At 33.3% G+C, this 24,390-nt stretch carries 13 protein-coding genes; all 13 read right to left on the bottom strand.

All coding sequences use genetic code 11. The annotated features are described in order from the left end of the window. Window positions 1-51: 51 nt before the first annotated feature. Window positions 52-2,340, bottom strand: a complete 2,289-nt coding sequence (locus tag ACM55I_RS01880) for an NADP-dependent malic enzyme (protein WP_416845084.1) — start codon at window positions 2,338-2,340, stop codon at window positions 52-54. Between the two features lie 157 nt (window positions 2,341-2,497). Beyond that, window positions 2,498-2,923: a CBS domain-containing protein gene (locus ACM55I_RS01885; protein WP_416845085.1), complete on the bottom strand. Its 426-nt coding sequence runs from the start codon at window positions 2,921-2,923 to the stop codon at window positions 2,498-2,500. 74 nt (window positions 2,924-2,997) lie between these two features. Then, a complete protein-coding gene (locus ACM55I_RS01890) occupies window positions 2,998-4,863 on the bottom strand; it encodes a trehalase family glycosidase (RefSeq protein ID WP_416845086.1) in 1,866 nt (621 codons plus the stop codon). Continuing rightward, window positions 4,860-6,074, bottom strand: coding sequence for an MFS transporter (locus tag ACM55I_RS01895; RefSeq protein WP_416845087.1), 1,215 nt, complete (start codon window positions 6,072-6,074; stop codon window positions 4,860-4,862). The genes ACM55I_RS01890 and ACM55I_RS01895 overlap by 4 nt, the downstream gene beginning before the upstream one ends. Before the next feature lie 109 nt (window positions 6,075-6,183). Continuing rightward, window positions 6,184-7,920 carry an alpha-amylase family protein gene (locus tag ACM55I_RS01900; RefSeq protein ID WP_416845088.1) on the bottom strand — a complete coding sequence of 579 codons (1,737 nt, stop codon included), beginning with the start codon at window positions 7,918-7,920 and terminating at the stop codon, window positions 6,184-6,186. Between the two features lie 6 nt (window positions 7,921-7,926). Beyond that, the gene (locus ACM55I_RS01905; protein ID WP_416845107.1) at window positions 7,927-8,853 is read right to left on the bottom strand and encodes a carbohydrate kinase family protein; all 927 of its coding nucleotides are present in this window, start codon (window positions 8,851-8,853) and stop codon (window positions 7,927-7,929) included. Window positions 8,854-8,866: 13 nt separating this feature from the next. Continuing rightward, on the bottom strand, window positions 8,867-10,171 hold the full coding sequence (locus ACM55I_RS01910; RefSeq protein WP_416845089.1) for an MFS transporter: 1,305 nt from the start codon (window positions 10,169-10,171) through the stop codon (window positions 8,867-8,869). A gap of 141 nt (window positions 10,172-10,312) precedes the next feature. After that, window positions 10,313-11,227, bottom strand: coding sequence for a GyrI-like domain-containing protein (locus tag ACM55I_RS01915; RefSeq protein ID WP_416845090.1), 915 nt, complete (start codon window positions 11,225-11,227; stop codon window positions 10,313-10,315). Between the two features lie 14 nt (window positions 11,228-11,241). Beyond that, a complete protein-coding gene (locus ACM55I_RS01920; RefSeq protein WP_416845091.1) occupies window positions 11,242-12,600 on the bottom strand; it encodes a vanadium-dependent haloperoxidase in 1,359 nt (452 codons plus the stop codon). 11 nt (window positions 12,601-12,611) lie between these two features. Continuing rightward, the gene (locus tag ACM55I_RS01925; protein WP_416845092.1) at window positions 12,612-15,869 is read right to left on the bottom strand and encodes a VCBS repeat-containing protein; all 3,258 of its coding nucleotides are present in this window, start codon (window positions 15,867-15,869) and stop codon (window positions 12,612-12,614) included. Beyond that, complete coding sequence (locus tag ACM55I_RS01930; RefSeq protein ID WP_416845093.1) at window positions 15,862-19,167, bottom strand: VCBS repeat-containing protein; 3,306 nt, start codon at window positions 19,165-19,167, stop codon at window positions 15,862-15,864. The genes ACM55I_RS01925 and ACM55I_RS01930 overlap by 8 nt, the downstream gene beginning before the upstream one ends. A gap of 206 nt (window positions 19,168-19,373) precedes the next feature. After that, window positions 19,374-20,921, bottom strand: coding sequence for a RagB/SusD family nutrient uptake outer membrane protein (locus ACM55I_RS01935; RefSeq protein WP_416845094.1), 1,548 nt, complete (start codon window positions 20,919-20,921; stop codon window positions 19,374-19,376). 11 nt (window positions 20,922-20,932) lie between these two features. Further along, window positions 20,933-23,899, bottom strand: a complete 2,967-nt coding sequence (locus tag ACM55I_RS01940; protein WP_416845095.1) for a SusC/RagA family TonB-linked outer membrane protein — start codon at window positions 23,897-23,899, stop codon at window positions 20,933-20,935. Between the last annotated feature and the right edge of the window lie 491 nt (window positions 23,900-24,390).

Below are 24,390 nucleotides of genomic sequence, written 5' to 3' on the forward strand. Positions count from 1 at the left end.
CATAATTTAACTAAATTCATTTATTTAAATGTTCTTTTAATCAAAGAAGTATTACCCTACATTTATTTTTTTCTTCTCTTTTTCTTGAGCATCAATCACAGCAATAGCGGCCATATTTACCATTTCTTCTACACTTGCTCCTAATTGAAATATGTGAACTGGTTTTCCCATTCCCAACATAATAGGCCCTATTGAATCAACTTTATTTAATTCTTTCAAAAGTTTATAGGTAATATTAGCCGATTCCAAATTAGGAAAAATTAACGTATTTACTTTTTTACCTGCTAGTTTTGAAAACGGAAATTTTTCTTTTAACATTTCTGGATTCAACGCAAAATCAGCTTGAATTTCACCATCAATAACCATTTCAGGATGGTTTTTATGCAAATAATCTACTGCTTCTCTCACCTTAGTGGCACTTTCATTTGTAGAAGAACCAAAATTAGAAAACGATATCATCGCAATTACCGGCTCCACTCCAAACATTCTGGCCGTTTTTGCAGTCATAATGGCAATTTTAGCCAAATCATCTGCAGAAGGATTTATGTTTATAGCCGTATCCGATAAAAACATAGGACCACGACTGGTCATCATCATATTTGTAGTGGCAACAAGAGAAGCACCATGAGCTTTTTCAATAAGTTGTAACATTGGTTTTACAACAGATGGATAACTTCTGGAATGTCCTGTAACAAGCGCATCTGCTTCACCTTCATTGACCATCATGGCGGCAAAATAGTTTCTTTCACGCATTAATTTCTGAGCATCCAATAAAGATATTCCACGTCTTTGTCTAGATGACCAATAGGTTTTGGCAAACTTATTTCTTCTAGGCTCTTCTTCTTTTATTTTTGGATCTATAATTTGAACATCAGCATCAAAACCTAGTTCTTCTTTTAATTCTAAAATTATTTCTTTATTCCCCAATAAAATTGGAAAACCAATCCCTTCTTCTAATACAATTTGAGCTGCTTTAAGCACATCTAAATGATCTGCTTCCGCAAAAACGATTCTTTTTGGATCCATTTTGGCTCTATTGGTAATCAAACGAACCATTTTATTGTCATTTCCTAAACGATCTAAAAGCTCTTCTTCATACTTTTTCCAATCCGTAATAGGATTTAATGCTACTCCAGAGTCCATAGCCGCTTTTGCAACAGCAGGCGCCACAATAGTTATTAATCTTGGATCAAATGGTTTTGGGATGATATATTCTCTGCCAAAATTTAATTTAGTTGCTCCATAAGCAACATTTACTTGTTCAGGAACCGATTCTTTTGTCAATAAAGCTAGCGCTTTTACAGCAGCCATCTTCATGGCTTCGTTTATCTTGGTTGCACGAACATCAAGCGCCCCTCTAAAAATATAAGGAAATCCAAGAACATTATTCACCTGATTAGGAAAATCAGAACGTCCCGTAGCCATGATAACGTCTTTTCTAGTTGCAACAGCCAGATTATAATCAATTTCAGGATCTGGATTTGCCATTGCAAAAACGATTGGATTTTCTGCCATTCCCATCAACATTTGTGGAGACATAATTCCACCTGTTGACAAACCTAAAAAGATATCTGCACCAACTAATGCTTCCTCAAGACTCATTGATTTTATGTCTCTGGCATATTTTTGTTGCAAAACAGAAAGAGAAGGATTGTCTTTCGTCAAAACTCCTTTACTGTTAAACATCAATATATTTTCAACTTTTACTCCTAATAAAACATATAAATCGGCACAAGCAAGTGCAGCAGAACCCGCTCCTGAAACCACCATTTTTACATCTTCTGATTTTTTATTAGCCAGTTCTAGTGCATTCAACAAAGCAGCCGATGATATAATAGCTGTTCCGTGTTGATCATCATGCATTACTGGAATATTCAGCTCTTCAACCAATCTTCTTTCTATTTCAAAAGACTCCGGAGCCTTAATATCTTCCAAATTAATTCCACCGAAAGTTGGTGCTATATTTTTAACGGTCTGGATAAATTCCTCAATATCTTTTGTCCCAATTTCGATGTCAAATACATCAATATCAGCAAAAATTTTAAATAATAATCCTTTACCTTCCATTACTGGTTTAGATGCTTCAGGACCAATATCACCAAGTCCCAATACCGCTGTACCATTAGTAATTACAGCAACTAAATTTCCTTTTGCAGTATATTTATAAACATTATTAACATCTTTTGCAATCTCTAAACATGGCTCGGCTACACCAGGGGAATAAGCCAAAGATAAATCTCTTTGTGTTGCATATTTCTTAGTGGGAACTACCTGAATTTTACCAGGAGTTGGCTTTGCGTGGTATAATAATGCTTCTCTTCTTTTGCTGTCTTTGTTCATTTTTTTAGATTTTATTCTATCATACAAAGATAGAAGACTTGGTTTAAAAAGTCAGCTTTTATCCTATTCTTTTATAAAAAAACAGACTAGCGCCAATAGATACAAATAAAAATAGCTGCAAAAATTTGCAGCTATTATAGTATTGAACTATTTACTTCTATTGAGTAATGTAAGAGTTTAAATGTTGAATTGTATCTTTTTGGATTTCGATTATTGCTTTTACAACATCACTTATGGATATAATTCCTATGACAGTATCGTTTTCTAAAACAGGTAAATGTCTCACTCTTTTAGTACTCATTAATTCCATACAATAATCTAGATTATCGGAAGGTTTAACTGTAAACACTTCCGTTTCCATAATTTCATGAACCAAAGCTTTCTTTGAAGATTTAGCTTTCAAAACAATTTTCCTGGCATAATCCCTCTCAGATAAAACTCCTTTCAAAATTCCATCTTCAATGATAAGAATGGCCCCAATGTTTTTTTCACTCATCACCGTCAAAGCTTCGTATACGGTGTTCGTGGAAAGTACGGAATAAACTTCCTTACCTTTTGTGCTTAATATTTGATTAACAGTCATAATAGATAAGTTTAATTTATTATAAAGTTAAAAAAAATAGTATTCAAATGATAAATTTATTTATTTATTTCACATTAAAATAAATCAACCGGCGAAGTCAGCTTATTTAGTTCTTGTTTTAAATTGTCACTCAATATTTGTAAACCATATTGATAGGACGCATTCATCCAGCCAAATCCTTCCTTGGCGATATAATCAAATTCAGTTCCTACATTACCATATTCCGCAAAAACTTTGTGCGAACTGATCTCTAAATCAAATTTTTCGGGAATAGTTCCGTTGTATTCCACCGCATTTTTGGTGATTAACCACAACCATCTGTAGACCATTTCTTGAGCCTTATTGAAGAATTTATAATTAATCAGACCCTCCCATAATAATATTTGATGTGGTGCCCAACCAAATGGATAATCCCATTGTCGTTGTGGCGCATCTTTTGAGAAACTGTCAGTGCTTGCTTTTGTACTTCCTGTAATTCCGCCCGTTTTTATAAATTGCGGCAAAGCTATTTCTACTAATTTTTTAGCTTGTTGTTCATTACACAAGCCAGCCCATAAAGGAAAAAATGTAGTTGCTGCTTCAAATGGAAATTGTCTTTTATTTACAAAATCATAATCAAAATACATGCTTAATTCTTCATTCCAACACAATTCATCAATTTTCGCTTTTCTAAAAAGTGCTTTCTGGTCCCATTCTTCCGAAGTATACATCACGTCACCAACTTGGAAAGTATTATTAAAATACTCTTTAATCAAATATGCAATGTCCTTTTCGTATTTATAAAGAAAACTATTGATGTCTACCGAGTTTAAATTGGCACACGTATTTATAAGCCTATCGGTTGTGTCATGGCCACTTTCTCTCAAGCTACGGTCATGAACGAAGTACATATCAAGATCAGCATCAACAAGAGTTCGGTTTAAATACTGTTTTTCAAACTCTCGTATTGGCAAGTTATATTTTTTAGCATAAGGCTCTAAAACATCATCAAAATGTCCAGGCTCTACCTCAAATGGCATTCCCACTCCATCTGCTTTGTATCGATTTAAACCTGTTGGTGTCAATCGTTTTCCCTGAACCATCCAAACGGTATTGTATTCCAAGATTACTGTTTCTAAATGACTTCTCAACCATTCTAAACTTGGCGTTTTCTTTTTTACAATTGCGATTAATAATGAAGAATACAATGGTGGCTGCGTTCTTGTTAAGTAATAACTTCTATTCGCATTTAGAATCTTACCGTAATGTATGATTTGATATTTAAAATTTTCAGCAATTGACATTGCTTTTTCCAGTTGATTGTCAATAATTAAACCAACACCTATAAAATAACTATCCCACCCATACATTTCATTAAATCTACCCCCGGGAACCACGAAAGGCACTCCTTGAAAACTGTATACTTTTCGCTCTAAAGCTAAAGCCAAAATACCTGGTTTTTCATCCAATGTATCTACATATTCCATCGAGAAATTTTCGGGCAAAATGCCTACTTTAAAATTCTGAAGTTCTTTTTCTAATTCTTGAAAATAGGCAACACCTTGCTTGTCTTTTGCCGAAACATAAAGTGTAGGAACCTCATTGTTCGTTTTCTCGTCCTGAAGAATTTGCTCTAACCCTTTTCTATCAATAGTTCTGGTCAATTCATTCCAATAGTCATCTCTAATTTTCCTCGAAATTCGTTCTACAGGATTCTCTTGAATACGACTCAAATCTATCTCCCCTTTATCTACTTTATTTTCTTTTAATAAAGCTAATTCCTGAAGTAAATTTGACAAATGATACGTTCCCTCAATAACAATTTCTTGTTTGGTGTTTTCATCAACTAAAGCAAACTTTTTAGGTCCATTATCGTCCTTAGTAATTTTTTTATCTTGATCGGTATCTTCCTGAAGTAGTAATTCATGGAATACCTTGTCTATGTTAATTAAGAAATTCATATTTTAGAAGTAAGTTTTTTTAATATAAAGAATGAAACAAGCAGTAATGACATTGGAATTAAAGTATAGAAAAATGCATTTTCAGGCCCTTCGTTTTTGAACAAATACCCAATAATTCTAGATCCAAGCGTGCCTCCAAGAGCCGAAAAAACAACGATTAAACCCGTCATTGAACTGTGCAATTTCTTTGGCAAAGCACTCAAAACAACCGAATTTAAGAGTGGATAAATCGGCGCAATAAAAAGTCCAACCAACGGAAATGCAAATCCTATTAATGGAATATCGCTAAGCGAATTAATTTCTTTTACTTCTAATCCAACTGTTTTTGGAAGCACAAAAACAACTATCAACATCGCCATCACGATACAAAAGCTGAGAACCCAAATCCAATCAATTTTTTTAGTAATCACACCCGCTAAAAGTCGTCCAGTTGCCAAAGAAATTGCCAATATACTCGCCATCATAATACTAATATTTTGTGGCAAATGCAGCACTTTACTATTGAAGGTAGGCAACCAAGACATTATCCCTTGCTCAATCATCACAAACAAGAAAGCACTTATTACAAAAACGATCGTGAGAAGTTTGGCAAATAATTTGAACATTTGTGCAAAATCATCGACCAAATTAACGCCGGGGATTTCCGCTTGGTTTTCAAATTTGATGAAAAATAAAAATCCAAATGATACTACTGAAATTCCGGCCAACAACCAATACACATTTAACCAGGAATCAGGATTTGCATCCGAATTAAAAGCAGGAAATAAAAAATAAGCCAAGGCAATTCCTATCATAAAAACGCCTTCAATACTGCTCATCAAGCTATTGTGCTCTTTCTGATTTTCCGTTATTGTACCAATTAATGAATAAACCGAGACTTTTATCAGGGCAAACGAAACTCCAACGGTTGCAAAAAGTACCTTTGCGGTACCAAATGAATTTCCAAAATACATATTTATACAGGCTAAAGAAACCAATGCTAATCCAATGAGCATGGCTCTTTTGTACCCTATTCTTGGCAAAAATGATGCTATCAAAAAAGAAACTATCGCAATAGGTAAATCTTTGAAGGCTTCTAGAATACTGGCTTGCAATTCATCTACTCCATAATTTGCTTGCGATTTTAGTATAACAATCCCAACACTATTTAATAATATTGCAAACACAAAATAATTGAGATACATCGCAATTTTGACAGCGTTTTTTTTCATTTTTTTAGTTTTTAATCATTTGGACAATTAAGATTTTAAATTCCTTCAGTCGTCACTATCTTTAATTTGATATTTTAACACGCGAAATTTTTTGATTACAGTATAAAATTTAAAAACCCATAGTGCTTGTCATACCATTTACCGTATGGTTAATTGTAAAACCATTGGTTTCAAGGTTTGCCCTTAGGTGCGCAACTGTGGTGCCATTCACCCATTTGACATCTATAATAGCATCCACGGCATCATTTATTTCTACATGACCTGAAAATGCATTTGAAGTATTTCTTAAGTGCATGATTTCTAGTTGTTTACTTACAACTTCCGTTTTCAACCCTTGCGCAATATCGTGCATTGTCAATGTGGTACGATTAATTTCTTTATGTCCGGCACTACCCCCATTATCTGCTGCTTCATAATTGTTTTTACCTGCAAAAATATCTAAATACCAAACCTGCGGTATTCCTGGCATAAACATTTGAATGACTCTCGCAAGAAGCAACTTTTGTTCGTCTTCACCTAGTGCACTAAAAAATGTAGCATTTATTTGATAATAAGAAATTTTATTCCCTGAAGGATCGTAAAGATTCTTTACACGACCACCACGTTCCATGATTTTATTCATGATACTTTCAATCTCGGTATCTTCTAACAATCCTTTATTATAAACGCCATTTACCTCCTTACCTTTCAAATCTAGAACAGGTATTCCATCATGGCAACCAAGCATGTTTACTGTTTTATATCCTTTAGCAATAATCTCCTTAGCCCAACTTAACAAGGCTTTACTAGTTTTATTTTCGATAGTATGTATCGTTAAACCAGGTAAGAAAAAGTCATAGATATAATATCCTTCATTGGCTACCTCATCATGTAAATGCAAACCATATTCTGCGTGAATTTCTGGCAATAGCATCAAATTATTTTGTCGTGCTATTTTCTTAATACGCTCTAAATATTCCCAAGTCCCAGGTTTATTAAAAAAATTGGATTCCCCTACTTGTTTATGCAAATAGGCAAAAGCATCTAATCGAAGGATATTACAACCATAACCATTTAATTTCTTTAATGTCTCCTCATAAAAACCCCATACTAAAGGCGATTCAGCATTGACATCCATTTGTCCTAAATAGGAACGCTTTTGTTCTACAATTTGTAAAATTTCTGATTTCAAAGGAGTACAATCTTCAAAATCAATAGTCATAAAATCTTGATTATCATTAATTTCTGTATTAATTACGGTAACAATAAATAGACTTTGCTCTTCTGTTAGTCCTTTTACATTTTGTAAATCTGCTACAGCAATCGTATTATAGGTTATTTGCTGATAAAAAGTATTCCAATAAGGCTGTTCTCTGCCATCCGGAAAACGTACTTTCAATATGGGCAAACCCGACTTTCTCATAAATAATTTATTGAGAAACTCTGGCTTTGGAATTACAATGCCATCTTCATTTTTTACCCCGTTTCCTTCCCAGAACTCATTCCAATTGATAAAAAAATCTTTAAATTTAGATTCATTACCGTGTTGCAGCAGGTCTTTAAACTGAGGAGAAGCTACAGAAAGATGGTTTAACACAATATCAAATTTCAGCTTTATCTGGAGCTCATTCAAGTCCTTTAAATCTTTTGGGTCTACTAAATCTTTATTTATATCATAATCAATAATAGAAAAACCTCTGTCTAAATCACTATTAAAAAAAGTAGGTAAAACGTAAATTAAAGAAAATACATCTTTAAACTCTTCCATTTTAAGCATGGCTATGGCATCACTAAATTTTTCTCCAATACTATCTGGATAAACATTGAGCATTACGCCATTGCTGATTTTTGTAATATTTTCTTGCATCGTATTTTATAAAAGTTTAGAAAGGATATTGATGTTATCCGGTAATCGCCCAACATTTTGCAGTTTTAAAGCTGCTAATTTTAAAGCGATATCCAAACATTCATGAATTGATTTTTCTTTTATATAAGCAAATAAAAATCCAGACCAAAAAGCATCACCCGCTCCAGTGGAGTCCATAACTTTGTCAATTTTTATAGCTGGCATTTGTATTACTTCTTTCCCTTTTTGAGATAATTTCACCCCTTTGCTGCCTAAAGTTAAGCAAACAGTATCTACTCCTTGATGGTGAAAAAAATCAAATATCTCTTCATGAGGAAGTTCCTTCTCAAAAAGTCGCAACATATCATCTTCACTAATTTTTATTAATGGATTGAACTGACAATAGGTTTTGATTACTTTAAAAGCCTTCTTTTGACTTTTCCAGAGCTTTCTTGCATAGTTAACATCGATACTTAGCTTACATCCTAAATCGTGTGCTTCTTGTGCTTTCTTTAAGATCGTTTTCTGTGCAGGATTTTTACTTAATGCGAAACAGGTGGTATGAAATATCTTGGTACGAGAGAGTATTTCCTTTGAAATTTGTTCTTCATAAATACAACAATCTGCTGAACGATACGGAATGAAATCTGGTGTACCCTCGGATCTTGAAACAAAAATCACACTAGTCGATTTATCCTCCAGAACATTAAGATGGTTTGTATTCACACCAACACTCGTTAATCGTTCCGTAATATAGGACCCAAAACCATCGTTCCCAACAGTTGCAACCATGATGGTATTCAAACCTAGTCGCGTTGAATTCATAGCAACATTAGTAGGTGAACCTCCTAAATACCTATGATAATCTCTAGTTTCACTAATAAGCACTCCTTCTTGATGTCCAATAAAATCTACAAGAACTTCACCAACACAAAGGATGTCTATTTCATCCATATTATTTATTGTATTATTCACTTAATTTTGTCTTTTTTATTTTAATTAATAATGTGAAGAGAGCAGCAATCACTAACAATACTCCTGCAAAACTTATCGCTAATCGAGGGTCATTATGTAAGAAGTTTTTTAAAATATAACCAAATGAAAGGTTTTGAATAATCATTGGGATCACAATCATCATATTAATAATTCCCATGTAAACGCCATATCTTTCTTTTGAAATAACAGCAACAACCATCAAATACGGAATTCCCATCATACTTGCCCAAGCAATGCCGTAGCCAATAACTACAGCAAAAAATACATACTGATTTTGCACCATAGGAAAACATAAAAGAGAAACCGCTCCTAATAACAAACAGACGAAATGAATCATCTTAGCACCATGCCTTTTGGCTAATTTGGCCAAATAGAAGGCTATTGAAAAAGTAACTATAAACCCAAATGCACCAATCAATCCATTCCATTCCACTGCTTTTTCATATCCTACTGTATTCTTTGGCGTTACATTCCAAACAGACAAAGCAATACTTTTTGAATTATTTTGCCAATAACACATCATGGCATACCATTGAAACAAATAGACCAAAAACAGTTGCCACATCACCGTTGGCATTTCTAAAACCGCTCTATAAATATCTATAAAAGGAGAAAAAACATTTAATGGCTCCGCTTTTAAAATTGCTAATTCTGCTTCAGTTGGTGGAATTTCTTTAGTCTTAGATATACTCCACCAAATGGAAGTTATAGAAAGTACTGCTCCTAGAAAAAAGGAGGCATAAATCCAAGTAGGCAAGGACCCCGTATAACCGACGAAAATTATTGGAAATAGAAAAAGAGAGATATAGGCCAAAAACTGCCCAAAACCAGTAAAAAAACTTTGCGCTTGAAAACCCATAGGTTGCTGGTCCTCGGTCAATGTATCCGCAATAAAGGCACGATAAGGTTCCATCGCGGTATTATTACCAACATCTAGAATCCAAAGCAAACCAGCAGCCATCCACAAGGAACTACTAAATGGGAATAAAAATAAAGCAATACTACAAACCATTGCACCAATAAAAAAGTAAGGTTTGCGCCTTCCCCATCTTGGATGCCAAGTTTTATCACTCATTGCACCAATTATGGGCTGGATTAACAAACCTGTTAATGGCCCTGCAAGGTTTAATATAGGTATTTGATCTGGGCTTGCATGTAAAAAATCATAAATAGGATTTACGGCACTTTGCTGCAATCCGAAGCTATATTGTATGCCAAAAAAACCGACATTCATATTGATTATCTGCCAAAAACTTAATTTTATTTTAATTCCCATTTTTTGGTTAATGTATTGGTTTGTTAATTTTTTTTAAATTTAATTTTTAAATTCCCAATTCAATACATAATTAAAACAAAAACGTTTTCGGAATATCCGAAAACGTTTTCGAAATGTTAAAATAATCTAAATTTTTAACCTCTATTTTGACGCAAATGGAATAATTATTTTTGTTTCCCATTCCAATTCATTTCCTCCATTAAAAGGATTTGCCAAAAAATGTTCTATTGGTTTATTTTCTAATGTATAGTCATGTTTCTTCGCATAATCCAATAATGCAAACCAAGCTCTATCAGAAGTCCTATAATTTCCAAAATATGTTGCCTGAAGCCCTTTCAACGCAGGTATCGTTTTAAACTTGACATTACTGTCTGGAAGATATTTTGTGTTTTTAGGAATAGGAAAACAATAATTAAAACTAACAATTTCTTTATCCTCATCCCAATCAGTAATTTCTAAATAGGGACGATAACCTATTATTTTTATTTTGTTTTTATCTAAATAGCCTATAATTTTAGGATCATATTCAAGCATAGTTTGGGCTTTTTCCTGCAAAACACTTTTTAAAGAAATATACGCTACATATATTTCTTCAGATGACTTTTCACCATCTATTCTAATTTTAAAATCGTCAATATGGTCTTCAAGTCCCATTTTAAAGTATTTTATTTTCTCTATTTGTTCCGTTCTAAACTTAGTGGCAATAAAAGGAGCTGTTAACCTGTTGTAAAATGAATGGTTTAAATCTTTTATTCCAATAGTTACATTGGTCATTGAATCGTTTATTGATTTCATATTCCAAGTGTATTCCATTTTTTCATTTCCTTTTTTCATCTGTTGTTTGATGAAATCAAAATTTCTCTTTTCTAAAATAATATACATTTCATTTTGCTTTTTAGATCGAGTTGTTGTCCATTCCATAATTCCTTGAGAAATGGTTCCTGTAGCAGCATTGACTTTAAAAGTAATGGTATAATCCGACTGCTTTAATAAAAAATACCATCCTAAAAAAGAAAATAAAACGACCGCTAATAACCACTTTAACTTATTATTCATTGTATGAATTTGATTTATTTAGATTTAAAAAATTTGATTTCACTATTAATATAGGTTCCTATGTTTGTCCCTTGGACTAGCCCATTTTCAATTGCTGCCCTATAATGAATCCCGCCATACAATCGACTAATTGCGGCTTCTGTTGCGGCTTGCTTGAAGGATTTAAAAGGTCTTTTTGGCAACCCGAAAGAAACTTCGGAATCATCAATGTAACTAAAATTATCTCCAAAAATAGACGTTAAAATTAGTGACGAACAAGAAGAAATCACGGAATGTCCGCTCGTATATTCTGGAAAAGGAGGGGTTTGTAATTGTGGTCTCCAATTTTCATCAATATTTTGATTAATATAAGTTTCCGGTCTCACTACATTCGTTTTAAATTTTCCATTCCAACAACTGATAATGCTTTCAAAAACTCCGATTGACGTTTTAGTATAGGCAAAAACGGCAGTTTCAAAATCAGATTTATTTTTTTTCAACGCAATTTTAGTTATGTTCATCCAATGGGCATCCGGTGAGTTTTTCTTCTTGGCAAACATCATGTGTCCCTGTGTTACTGTAGCATATGGATTACAATCCCAAAAAGTAGCAATAGCAGATTCTTCTGGAATTACCGTACTTTTATTTCCCTCCATGCTTATTAATTTTTTGGAAATCATATTCCCTACGTCATAGGTTTCCTTTGCATCTTTGTAAAAAGCAGAATTTTTATTTGTAGAAAAAGGATAGGGTGCAATTGCTTTAAATTGAGAAGCTGAATCCATCACTAAAGTTCTTATTTCGCCCCAATGTGGTTCCACGGCATCCATATAAGCCGGTGGTGTAGGCTGCCATCTTCCTGGCTGATTCGTATGAACTGAAAATTTAGAAAAAGTTCGGGTTTGTTTATAATTGTCTTTCCCCATCCATTTTTTAATTTGATCGGCTACTTTTAAGCCATACTCTTTTGAAACCAGAAATTCCTTAGCGTTCTCATCTTCCCATTTTTGGTACAAACTGTCTCTATATTTCCCTAGCGCTTCTTCGGAAAAAATTAATTGTTTACTCACCTCAATATGGGCAATAAGTGCTGCTAAATTTTTATTAACTCCACTTTTTGGATCTAGTTTAGGAATAGAATCTAATCCTTTTAATTGTCCTTGCAGACTTTTATATTTAGGGCTGTTTTGAGCCATAATTTCATAAGCTGCAATATTCGGATAAACATAAATTCTACTAGCTACTGGAGGAGAGAAAATATCATGAACCATAATCCCTGTTACTGTATCAATAGCTGAGCAATAATCACTGGTAGTAATAACAATGGCTTTTTCTTTTTTGCACGAAGCAAAAAGAAGCACCATAATTCCTAAAAGATAAATTTTAGTTTTCATTTTTTATTGTTTTAATTCTTATTCATCGGCAGTTCATAGACTTCCGCTTTTTTATTATTTATGGTTACCAATAAATATTTTTTCCCATTAAACGGAATAATATCCAAGTGACGCACTGCTTTTTGCGTCAAATCAATTCCTAATTGATTCCCTAAATAAATTGTTTTTTGATTTTTAATTAACGCTCCAGAAAAGCCATCAAATCGGCTGTGATATGGAGTCACCCCAAAATAATTTCCTGCAGCAAAAACTTCGTCTTGTCCATCACCATCAAAATCAGCTTTCACAAAACTTGTAATTGGGCTAACTTGCATTTTATTGGTAAATGGAACAAAAGTGAATTTACCCTTGTCATTTCTTAAATATCCTGATTTTAAATTATGGACTTCATACAATTTTGCTTTGTCTAACATTTTGGGATCAAAAACTTCCTCTAGTGTTTTTCCAGCAAAGGATTTATAGGTGTTAAATTTCTTTTTCAACATTCCACTGAATTCTTCTGCTAATTCATCTAACCCCAATGTAGTGTAGTATTTTCCGTTTTTTTCGATGGCAACAATTGTTTCAAAAGTGTCGTTGGTATCAAAATCATCGTAATACATTTTCATAGGAAATTCCGTAGAGGCTTTGAATTTTGAATTCATTCCCCAATTGCCCACTAAATAATCTTGATCTCCATCATGGTCGATATCAAATGCACAAATAGACTGCCATAACCCATTCTGATTTCCTGGTAAAAGACTTTCTGTAACCTCTTTAAAACTTCCTTTTATATTGGCAAAAAATTTAGGTTTCATCCATTCACCCACTACAATCAAATCTAGGTTTCCATCATTATTAAAATCCGTAACCACTGCATCTGTTACCATTCCGATTCCCGTAAAAATTTTACTTTGAACTATCGAAAACACACCTTTATTATTATTTAACAAATAACAATCTGGCATTAGCCCAAAACTATTATACTTAGAATTATTTCCGATAAACAAATCCAAATCGCCGTCCTTATCATAATCAATTGTTTTAATAACAGAAGCATTCATTGCCTTTGTATCTGGAAAAGCACTTTTAATTAGTGTATTTCCTAAATACAATCGATGAATCAGGTCCGCAGCATATTGTCCACTTCCAGAAGCAACTACTAAATCATTTTGCTTATCACCATTGAAATCACCAATCACCGCCGAGGCATCTTCATAAATGGAATCTAAGTAAATGGAATGGAATGCTTTTTTTGAAAATCCTTTTCCATTTTGAAAGTAAATTGCGGCTAACTTTCCTTGTGAACCTCCAAAGAAAACATCTTCTTTACCATCATTATTCAAGTCTCCAACAACAGTTGCCGGTCCACGATCAGAACGTTGATACGGCATTAATTTTTGAGCTGTAAAATCAACAAAGTCATTTTCTTGATGTGTAAAATCGATTCCTAAATTGGTTTCTGATTTTTTAAAAATAGGCAAAATAGCTGGATGTAATTTTGCATAATTAAATACTTTACGCCCAGCATTAGGTTGGATTGTAAGCGTCTGATTCGTTTTTACATTTTTCAGGGTTTGGACCGTTTTATCTGGCCAAATTACCTGAATAGAATCTACTTGCTTTATTTTTCCGTAACCAAAATGAATTATGGGTTCTGAACTCGATTGAAAACCACGAGTAGTTTGAATTTCTTTGAATTGTTTTTTGCCTTTTACATACGAAATCACTTTACTTCCTATCCCGAAAGTATTCTTTCCTCCAAAACGCAATTTTAATTTTAAATAATTGGCTTTATTATTAGTCCTGTTAATATAAATAGAAGCCACACTATTCAAATTATTGGTTACAACATCCAAATCACCATCATTATCTAAATCGGCATAAGCACCCCCATTTGAAATAATGGAATCATTTTCTATCCATTCATTAGATTTGTTTTTAAATTGTAAATCTTTAGCTCCTTGAAACACATAATTGGTTACATTGCCTTTAGGCATTTTCTTTAGCGCCTGTTTATCCAATAACTTAGTTGTATTAAGTTTGGTTTTTACATGGTCATTTGAAAAATACTTTATGTAATCCAAATCATTTGGTCGTTTCGGAATTCCATTACAAATAAAAATATCTTGTTCTCCATCTTGATCATAATCAGCAAATAAGGAGCTCCAACTCCAATCTGTTGCCGCTACCCCACTCAACAAAGCTGTTTCTGTAAAATGTTTCCCTCCCTGATTAATTTGCAACATGTTTCTGGTATATTGATAATGATACCCTAATTTTTCTGTTCTAACCTTCAACATTTGAGGATTGTCGTCACCCGATGAAGATTTTAAAACTTTTTCATCCTCCGGCAACATATCCAATGTCATAATGTCTGGAAAACCATCGTGATTGATATCAGCAACATCTATTCCCATCGAAAATCGACTAATATGACCGAAGTAATTCTTCATACTTTCTGTAAATGTCCCATCCCCATTATTTAAGTAATAATAATCATCTTCATGAAAATCGTTACAAACATAAATGTCTGGATTGCCATCCAAATTAAAATCAGAAACCGCTATTCCTAAACCATAGCCATTAGCACCACCAAAAATTCCCGCTTGCGCGCTTACATCAACAAATTTGCCATCATCATTTCTAAATAGTTTATCTCCACTTTCATAATTTCTTTTATTTCGAATATCGGCTTTACCATAAGAAGCTTCCGAATGAATCGCATGATTTAACAAATACATGTCTAAATCACCATCGCCGTCGTAATCAAAAAACGCTGCCGAAGAACTGTAATTATCAAGATCTAATCCGTATTCTGAAGCACTTTCAGTGAAGGTATTATTTTTATTATTAATAAATAATTCATTATGACCTTCAAATCCATTGATTCCTACCACTGCACAAACATAGATATCTAAATACCCATCGCCATTAACATCGGCCATAATAGAACCCGTTTTCCAATCACTTCCCCCCTCTATGCCAGCTTTTACAGAAATGTCCTCAAATTTATTGCCGCCCTTATTGAGATATAACTTGTTTTTTCCTTGATTGGACGTGAAATAAATATCTACTAAACCATCATTATTAATATCACCTAGAGCGACTCCGCCTCCATTATAATAATAGAGATAATCTAAAATCGAAATATTCTTTGATTGATCTAATTGATTGTTAAACTTTACATTACTTTCTTCGGGCGATAGTTTTTCAAATAATAGATTTTCATTCTTTGAACAACTTATAAATAGCAATGACGCTAGACCTATTTTAAAAAAATTATTCATTGCTTATAAATAGTTTTGGAGTATTATTATTGAGTACCGCTAAAATAGCTATCCTATTATTTTTATTCTTAATTGTTTTAATCTTTTGCACTTCTCCAGTTAAAAAGAAACCAGAATTAGCATAAGGAAGCCAAGAAAAATTACCTTTTTTGTCTCCTAACAAAACACTTCCATGATTGGCATCTAATCGCCCAAATTGCGGTTTGAATTCATATTGATTTCCTCCAAGAATGATATCTAAAATCCCATCCTTATTAACATCCACCACACAAGTCGTATTTACGGATGAAAACTGCACTTCTTTTGGTAATATTTTTATTTCAAACTGACCATTACCCTTATTAATAGCCACAACACTTTCCTGAATCACAGCCGTTTTTTGTAAAGAATTGCCGACTACATCTTGAGCAAATATTTCTTGAACTGATTTGTTCGCATAATCAGCATAACTTAAATTTTTCTTTTTAATAGCTGGAATTTGTTTTGCCAATTCTTGTTTTAAATGAATTGGCATATCTTTACCTCCAATAGTACGAGTAGTAATTTGTTCAATAGTTCCATTACTGTCAAAATCATTGACAAATAATTTCATAGGATTTTTAGCAGAAGCTTTATAAGTTGTATTAGTTCCTTTATTCCCAAAAATAAAATCTTTTTTACCGTCATTATTCAAATCCACACAATTTATTGAATTCCAAAAACCTGAATAACCAGTCAAATTTGATTTAAAAATAGCCAAACGTCTTCCTGTATTTTTAAAGATTTGTGGAGCCATCCAATCTCCTACTACAATCAAATCTTTCTTAGAATCATTATCAATGTCTTCCCAAACCGCATCAGTAATCATTCCAGTCGAATTAAGTTTAAAGGCTTTTTTATCGATAATATTTGTAAAATTTCCTTTGCCATCATTTTCTAATAATAAATGTTTTGGGTCAATACCATAGACTCCTGGAACACTTCTACTCCCCACAAAAACATCTACATCCCCATCATTATCAAAATCACATGGTGCAATAACCGATACATTATTATTAGTTGTTGGAATGGTAGTTTTGCTTTTTATAAAAATCCCTTTGCCATTATTCAAATACAAACGGTTTTTATAATTGGCTTGATCCGATTTCTCATTTCCGCCTGAACCTACAAATAAATCTAGGTCCCCATCATTATCAGCATCAAAGAAGCTAGCGGCTGTATCTTCAAAATCAGCATCTACATCCAAATCTTTTTGAACTGTGACGCCAAAACTATTGTTTCCTTTGTTCAAATAAATTTTTCCTGCTTGTCCTTTGGCACCTCCAATAAACACATCATCATTCCCATCACCATTAATATCCCCAACGGCAAGTGAAGGTCCTTCTTGTGAGAGCATTTTAGAGATTAATCCTTCATAATCAAAATCGATGAAGTCATTTTCTTTATGAGTAATGAAGTTTGATTTCACCGCTTTAAACAAAGCTTTTGGCTGTGTTTTTTTAAAGACATACTCTTTTTTAGCATCACCAATTGATAAATTGATAGTTGAATTGAGAATTACTTTTTTTATCGTTTGCGATTTTCCATTTGGCCAAATTACCTGTAATGAATCTATTTTTTTAGTTCCAATACCAAACGTCATTACATAATCAATAGAAGATTGAAAACCTCTTGAAGGAATTAACTCTTGTCTTATAATTTCCTTACCTGAATATAATTCAACTACACTACCGACAGCAAATTTATTTTGATTATCTCCTTTCAATTTTACCTTTACAAAATGATTTGCTTTGTTTTTCTCTGAATTATTTCTGTAAACAAAGGATTCCATATTTACATTATTGACTACTAAATCTAAGTCCCCATCATTATCTAAATCACCATAAGCCGCACCATTAGAGAAACTTGGCGTATCCAAACCCCAATTTATCGCATTATTTGTAAAAGTCAGATTATGATTGTTTTTATAAGCGTAATTTGAGATAGGCGTGCTTGGCATCTTGGCTATGATGGTTTCAATATCTTCTTTTTTACCTGTAACTACCATTTTCTGCAAAAATTCATTTGCAAAAAAGTCCATAAAATCTTGATTCGTCAAGTCATGATAAATCCCATTACAAACATAAATATCTTTATACCCGTCATTATCCATGTCAAACAACAAGGCTCCCCAACTCCAATCCGTTTTAGCCACGCCTGCATAATTAGCTACTTCAATAAATTTATTATTGTCGTCATTAATCTGTAAAGTATTGGACATATATTGATTAAAGAAATCTAAATTCAATTTTCTAGTTAATAAATCATAGTTATCAAAACTAGTTGTTGTTTTTAAACGGGCATCCCCCTCTGGCAACATATCAGTTGTAAAAACATCAGATTTACCATCATTATTAACATCCGCTAAATCCGCCCCCATAGAAGATTGACTTATATGAGTTGCCCAACCTTGAATTTGTTCGGTAAACGTTCCGTTTTTATTATTGATGTATAAATAATCTCTTTCATAAAAATCATTTGAGATATAAATGTCTGGATATAAATCACCGTTAACATCCCCCACAGTCACTCCTAAACCAAAACCAATCAAACTACTAAAAATACCCGCTGATTCGCTAACATCAACAAATTTCCCATTGTCATTACGCATCAATTTATCACCACCTCCCTTAAGGATTTCAGCAACGTCCCAGTCTTTATCTCGTAATTCTCTTTTATTAGAATAATTTAAAGTCCCCACCGGAATAAAGCTGTTATTCAAAATATAACAATCTAAATCCCCATCCTTGTCATAGTCAAAAAAGGCAGCATGGGTTGTAATACCAGTATCCGCAAGATTGTATTCAGCCGCTTTTTCTGTGAAAGTAGTATTCCCGTTATTTATATACAACTGACTTTTTCTTATAGCATCAATATTACTTCCTGCATCACAAACAAAAATATCTAGCCAACCATCACCATTGACATCCACCATTACCACACCTGTAGACCACGCTTTTTTACCTTCAATCCCTGATTTTGTTGAAATGTCTTCAAATTTAAAATTGCCTTTATTCAAATACAACTTATTTGTGCCTTGATTAGAAGTAAAAAAGACATCCGCCAAACCATCATTATTGATATCACCAATTGCTACACCGCCACCGTTATAGAAATTACGATATTTGAAGATATTCATATTCTTACCGTTTTTCACCTCATTCTTAAAACTGATACCCGTTTCAGAAGCATCTAATTTAGTAAACAAGGAATTTGAATTTCCTTTTGAACAACTTATAAAAATTATAGATAGAAAAAAACCCGCAATACACTTCAACATCTTAAAAATGAATTAATTTAAATAAATATAAGGTCGCAATTTATGTTTTTTTCAGTTTATAAAAAAATTAAAAAGAGCCAAAAAAAGTGTAAAATAAAACAAAAAAAGAGCTTCATAGGAAGCTCTCAATTATAAAAAAATTAAGAGGGTAATAAATTACCCTCTTAATAACTAACTCCAAATATAATTAACAGTAAAGAATACTTTTAGTATCCAGGATTTTGTTTAATATTAGGATTCAACAAAGCTGTTGTTGGTACGGGTAACAATACTCTATACGCATCAGTATTCTTCATTGTAGCTCTAGCAGTAGTATAAGTTCCAAAACGAATCATATCATTTCTTCTCCAACCTTCTTCCCACAATTCTGTAGCCCTAGCTTTATCAATGTTAGCCAAAGTCGACAAATTAATTATAGTGGTAATTCCTTGACGAGCTTGTAATTGAGCAGCAATAGAAACAACAGTACTTGTGCTTGAACCACCTCTTGTTATAGCCTCCGCTTTCATCAATAAGGCATCCGCGTAACGGAATAACACATAGTCATTTTCCGGTTTATCCATATTAGACACATCTGGAATGTATTTTTGTGGACGAATACCCCATCTTTCTAACCAGGTTTGAGAAATGATTTTACCATCTGCTGGCAAATTTGCCAAATCACTTTGAAAATCTAAAGGTAATGAACCATTTTGAGCTCTTGTTGTTAGAGGAGTAACTCCTCCTTTGTCATATTGCTGTCCTTTACGCAGTCCTAGAGGACTACCGAAAGCGGTAATAATAGCTGGATCATCATTTTTAATACGTCTATCTGACGGATCAAATTTGTCGTAATACTCTTGTAATACAGAAAATCCGTTCCAACCACTAGGAACTTGATTGTAATGATTCCCCATATACCATCTTGTTCTAATAGCACCCATATCCACACCATTAATGTTTTTGGCTGTAAAAATTAACTCCGGACTAGTATGATTTGCTGGTTTAAAGTTATCCCAGTAATCATCAGCTAATCTTGTAGAACTAGAAATAGCATCAACGTATTGAATTACTTTATTCATATTAGCCACATTGTTCGCATTAAATCCCGTATGACTTGGCGAATCAAATACCGCTTTATTCAAATAAATTTTAGCTAACAAAAAGTTTGCTGCATCTTTACTTGCAATTGAAGGATCAGAAGCATCTTTTGAAGGCAAATTAGGCAATGCTTCTTCAAGCAGTGCAATAATTTTAACTGTCGCTTCAGGAGAAGTCCAAACTTTAGGAAAATCGTCTGGAGAACTACCTGCTTCTCTGTATGGCACTTGACCAAACATATCAATTGCATTGTAGTAGTAGTAGGCTTTCAAAAATTGAGCTTGTGCCTTCTTACTAGCTGGAATACCTTGTATACCTAATGCCAAATCACAATTATAAACACTTGATAGCATTTGTCTCCAAGCAGTATTAATTTCTCTACTGTTTGAATCCCATGTGTGAAAATGATCTTGCAGCCAAGCACCACCATCACCCCAGTCACCTGCACGTGTTGGTACAATAACGAAATCTGTAGAAACCTCTTGCACTGCAAATATTCCGTCTTGGCCCTCGAATTGACGTAATCCATTGTAAGCTGAAGTCAAAACTGCATCAGGATCTGCCTTTGAAGTTTCAGTTGCATCAAGGATTTTTTCATCTAAATTAGTACAACTAACTCCAAGAACTAACGCTCCTGCAAAGATACCGTACTTTATAAAATTATTTTTTTTCATTTTTACTCTAATTAAAATGTTACGTTAAGACCTACTGAAAAAGCTCTAGCTTTTGGATAAGACAAATAATCTATACCTGCTGAAGGGATACCATTTAAAGATTTATTAGTATCAACTTCCGGATCAAAACCTGAATATTTAGTAATTACAAATAAATTAGAACCGTTTACATAAAAACGAGCTGATTTTACTTTAAAACGCTCTAAAACATCTCCTTTAACAGTATAACCGAAGGTTAAATTACCCATTCTAATAAAGTCTCCTTTTTCAAGGTATTTAGTAGATGGTGTATTAGCATCAGATTTTGATTGAACTGAATTTGCAACTTCTGGAGTCACATTTTTACCTCCCAATTGATTTTGGTAGAAAAGAGCGACATTAGTATTGTTAAATAAATAATTTCCGAAATTCCCATATAATGATGTTGAGAAATCAAAACCTTTATAGGCCAAACTTGTTGAAAAGCCTGCAGTCATTTTAGGTAACGGCTGTTTGTCTAACAACTTTACAGCGCCTCCATCTGCATATTGAGAAATCCCATTTGCATCATATCCTGTGAATGTTGGAAGATAATAGGTATACAACGGATATCCATCTTGAATTCTTTGAACATAAGCATCACTCAGACCTTGCCCGTGAATAGCCCCAACGTTGTACACGTTTGCAGCACCCAAATTTTTAATAGTATTTGACAAAAATGCCACGTTACCAGAAATGTCCCAAGTTAAATCATCTGTATCAATTACTTTGTAAGATAATGAAACCTCAACTCCTTTGTTTATTAAGTTAGCCGGTAAATTAGCATATTTGATACCTTGAGGAGATGGTTGTCCTGAAGTTGAAGGGATACCAACAATTAAGTCAGTAGTGTTTTTGTTGAAATAATCAACAGATCCTGTTAACTTATTATCAAGCAAAGCAAAGTCTGTCCCTACTCCATAAGAAGTTGTAGTCTCCCAAGTTAATTGAGAATTCGCATTGTTTACAACATTAAATTGATTTGGACCATTGTATTCAATTATACCTACAGAAGAGTTTCTTGGGAATTCAGTATTACCTGTTTTACCAATATTTCCTCTTAATTTCAAATCATTAACTAAGCCGTCTTTTCCATCAACTATTTTGTAAGCCAAACCTAAAGAAGGGAAATTTCCGTATTTATTACCAGCTGCTGTTTTAGAAGAACCATCACGTCTTACCGTTAAATCTAGATTCAATTTATTATAGAATGCTAATGATGCTCTGGCAAAAACAGATTGCATTTCAACTAATCCTTTGTAAGAACCAGTTCTTGTTTCTGTTGGGATTCCACCTTCCATATTTTCTAATAAATTACTTTGTGTAGCAGCAAAACCTTTTGCAGATACGTAAGTACCATTAGACGCATAGTTATAGTAGGAATATCCAACAATTGCATTCAAGTTAATATCTTTTGTAATATCTTTTGTGAATGTTAAATTGTGTTCAATAGTTTTGTTTACTCTTTGATCATTAGAAACTGTCGCTTGTCCTCTGTACGTTTTTAAATCCGCAGGATTAGTAGCCGTTGCAAAATCTTGAATATTTAAATCTGGGGAAGCTTGTTGCTTTACAGAAGAATTAGACGTTTCAATACCAACAACCATGTTGTATTTCAAACTATTAGTTAATTTCACAGTAGTGGTTAGGCTACCTAATAATTTAGACAAATCACCATTATTAGAGAACGAATTCATCAAATGAACAGGATTAAGATAATCACCACTTACTCTTGTGTAACCGCCTGGCTGTGCTGGGTCATAAACTGAACGCGTTGGGTTCCAATACAATGCAGCACTTAATAAGTTACCAATATATCCTGTGTCATTCGTAATCAAACCTCTACGATCTTTGATATTAGAATAAGCTATACGAGTTTCTAATTTCACTTTACCATCAAAGAAATCATTTGAGTTGTAAAAACTTGCAGTAATTTTATCTAACCCAGTATTTCTTACAATACCATCAGTATTAGCCATACCCAAAGAAACTCTAGTATTAGAATTGTCTGTTCCACTTGAGAAAGACAAATCATGATTTACAGTGCTACCTGTTTGTAATACTTGTTTTTTCCAATCGAATGCTCCACCAAAATGGTTTGCTGTCTGACCTGGAGTTGCCGCTATAAATTCATCAGTAGATAAAACATTGAATTTTGAAGCATAAGAAGAAGTCGTGTAAGAAGTAGAATAAGTTAATTCTGGTACTTTAGACTTTCCTTTCTTAGTTGTAATAATAATTACCCCATTAGCCCCTCTAGCTCCATAAATCGCCGTCGAAGAAGCATCTTTCAAAATTGACATACTTTCGATATCATTTTGATTAATAAAGCTCAATGGATCTTTGGCACTCATAGAACCTAAATTCATATTAGCACCACCTGCAGACACGTCGCCTCCGGCTAAAGGCACCCCATCTACAACAATAAGCGGTCCGTTACCCCCACGTAAAGTACCATTACCACGAATTCTTATTGAATTTGCAGCACCTGGCTCTCCGCTTGAAGAAGTAATTTGAACACCTGCAACTTTACCTCTCAAAAGTTCAGCTGGATTAGTAGCAGCAACATTATCAAATTTCTTTGAACTGATTTGATCAACTGCACCAGTAGCATCTTTCTTTTTAACAGAACCGTAGCCAATAACTACTACTTCTTTTAATTCAGATGAGTCTTCTTTTAAGATTACTTTTACTGAGCTTTTCCCTGCTACACTTACTTCTTGACTTTTAAGACCAATGTAACTGAAAATCAAAACTGCGTTTGAGCCAACATTTTTGATAGTGAAATTTCCATCGAGATCTGTTTGTGCTCCATTTGTTGTTCCTTTAACTAATATAGAAGCCCCTGGAAGCGGACCACTAGCATCAGATACCGTACCGGACACATCTTGCGAATAAGTCAAACTAGTACATAGCATCGTTAGAAACACCATCAAGCCTTTTAATAGACTATTTTTCATACGTAATAAATAAGTTGGTTAATAATTTGTTTTAATGGTTTGTTTTAAAATATGTGGTAAACATAATACTAATTTTATGATAAAATTAAGAAAATTACAAACTATAACGTTTTCGTTGAGTCGAAAACGTTTTCGATTTTAAAATTAATACTTCAAAAAATTAATACTAAAATTATATAAAATTTAAAAAAAAGCGTTAAAAAAAACACATAGTCATAATTAGACTCAATTTACCATATTCAATATTTAAACATATATCAAAAAAAAAGCTTTATAACGAAAATCACTGCAGATTCCTTAATCTAAAAGCCTTTTTCACACTTATTTATCAGATAGCCTTTAATTCTAAAATTAGCAGTCTTTCAAATCCGATGGCTTACTTAATTAAGAATCCCCTTTTTTGGAGGAATTTATTTATGGTAATGATTTTGTTTTAAAAGAGGTTATTAAGAAGAATTTTGAGCTATTTCCATAAAAAAGCCACGAATACA

It is taken from the genome of Flavobacterium algoris (assembly GCF_048158525.1).
GTDB classification, from domain to species: Bacteria; Bacteroidota; Bacteroidia; order Flavobacteriales; family Flavobacteriaceae; genus Flavobacterium; species Flavobacterium algoris.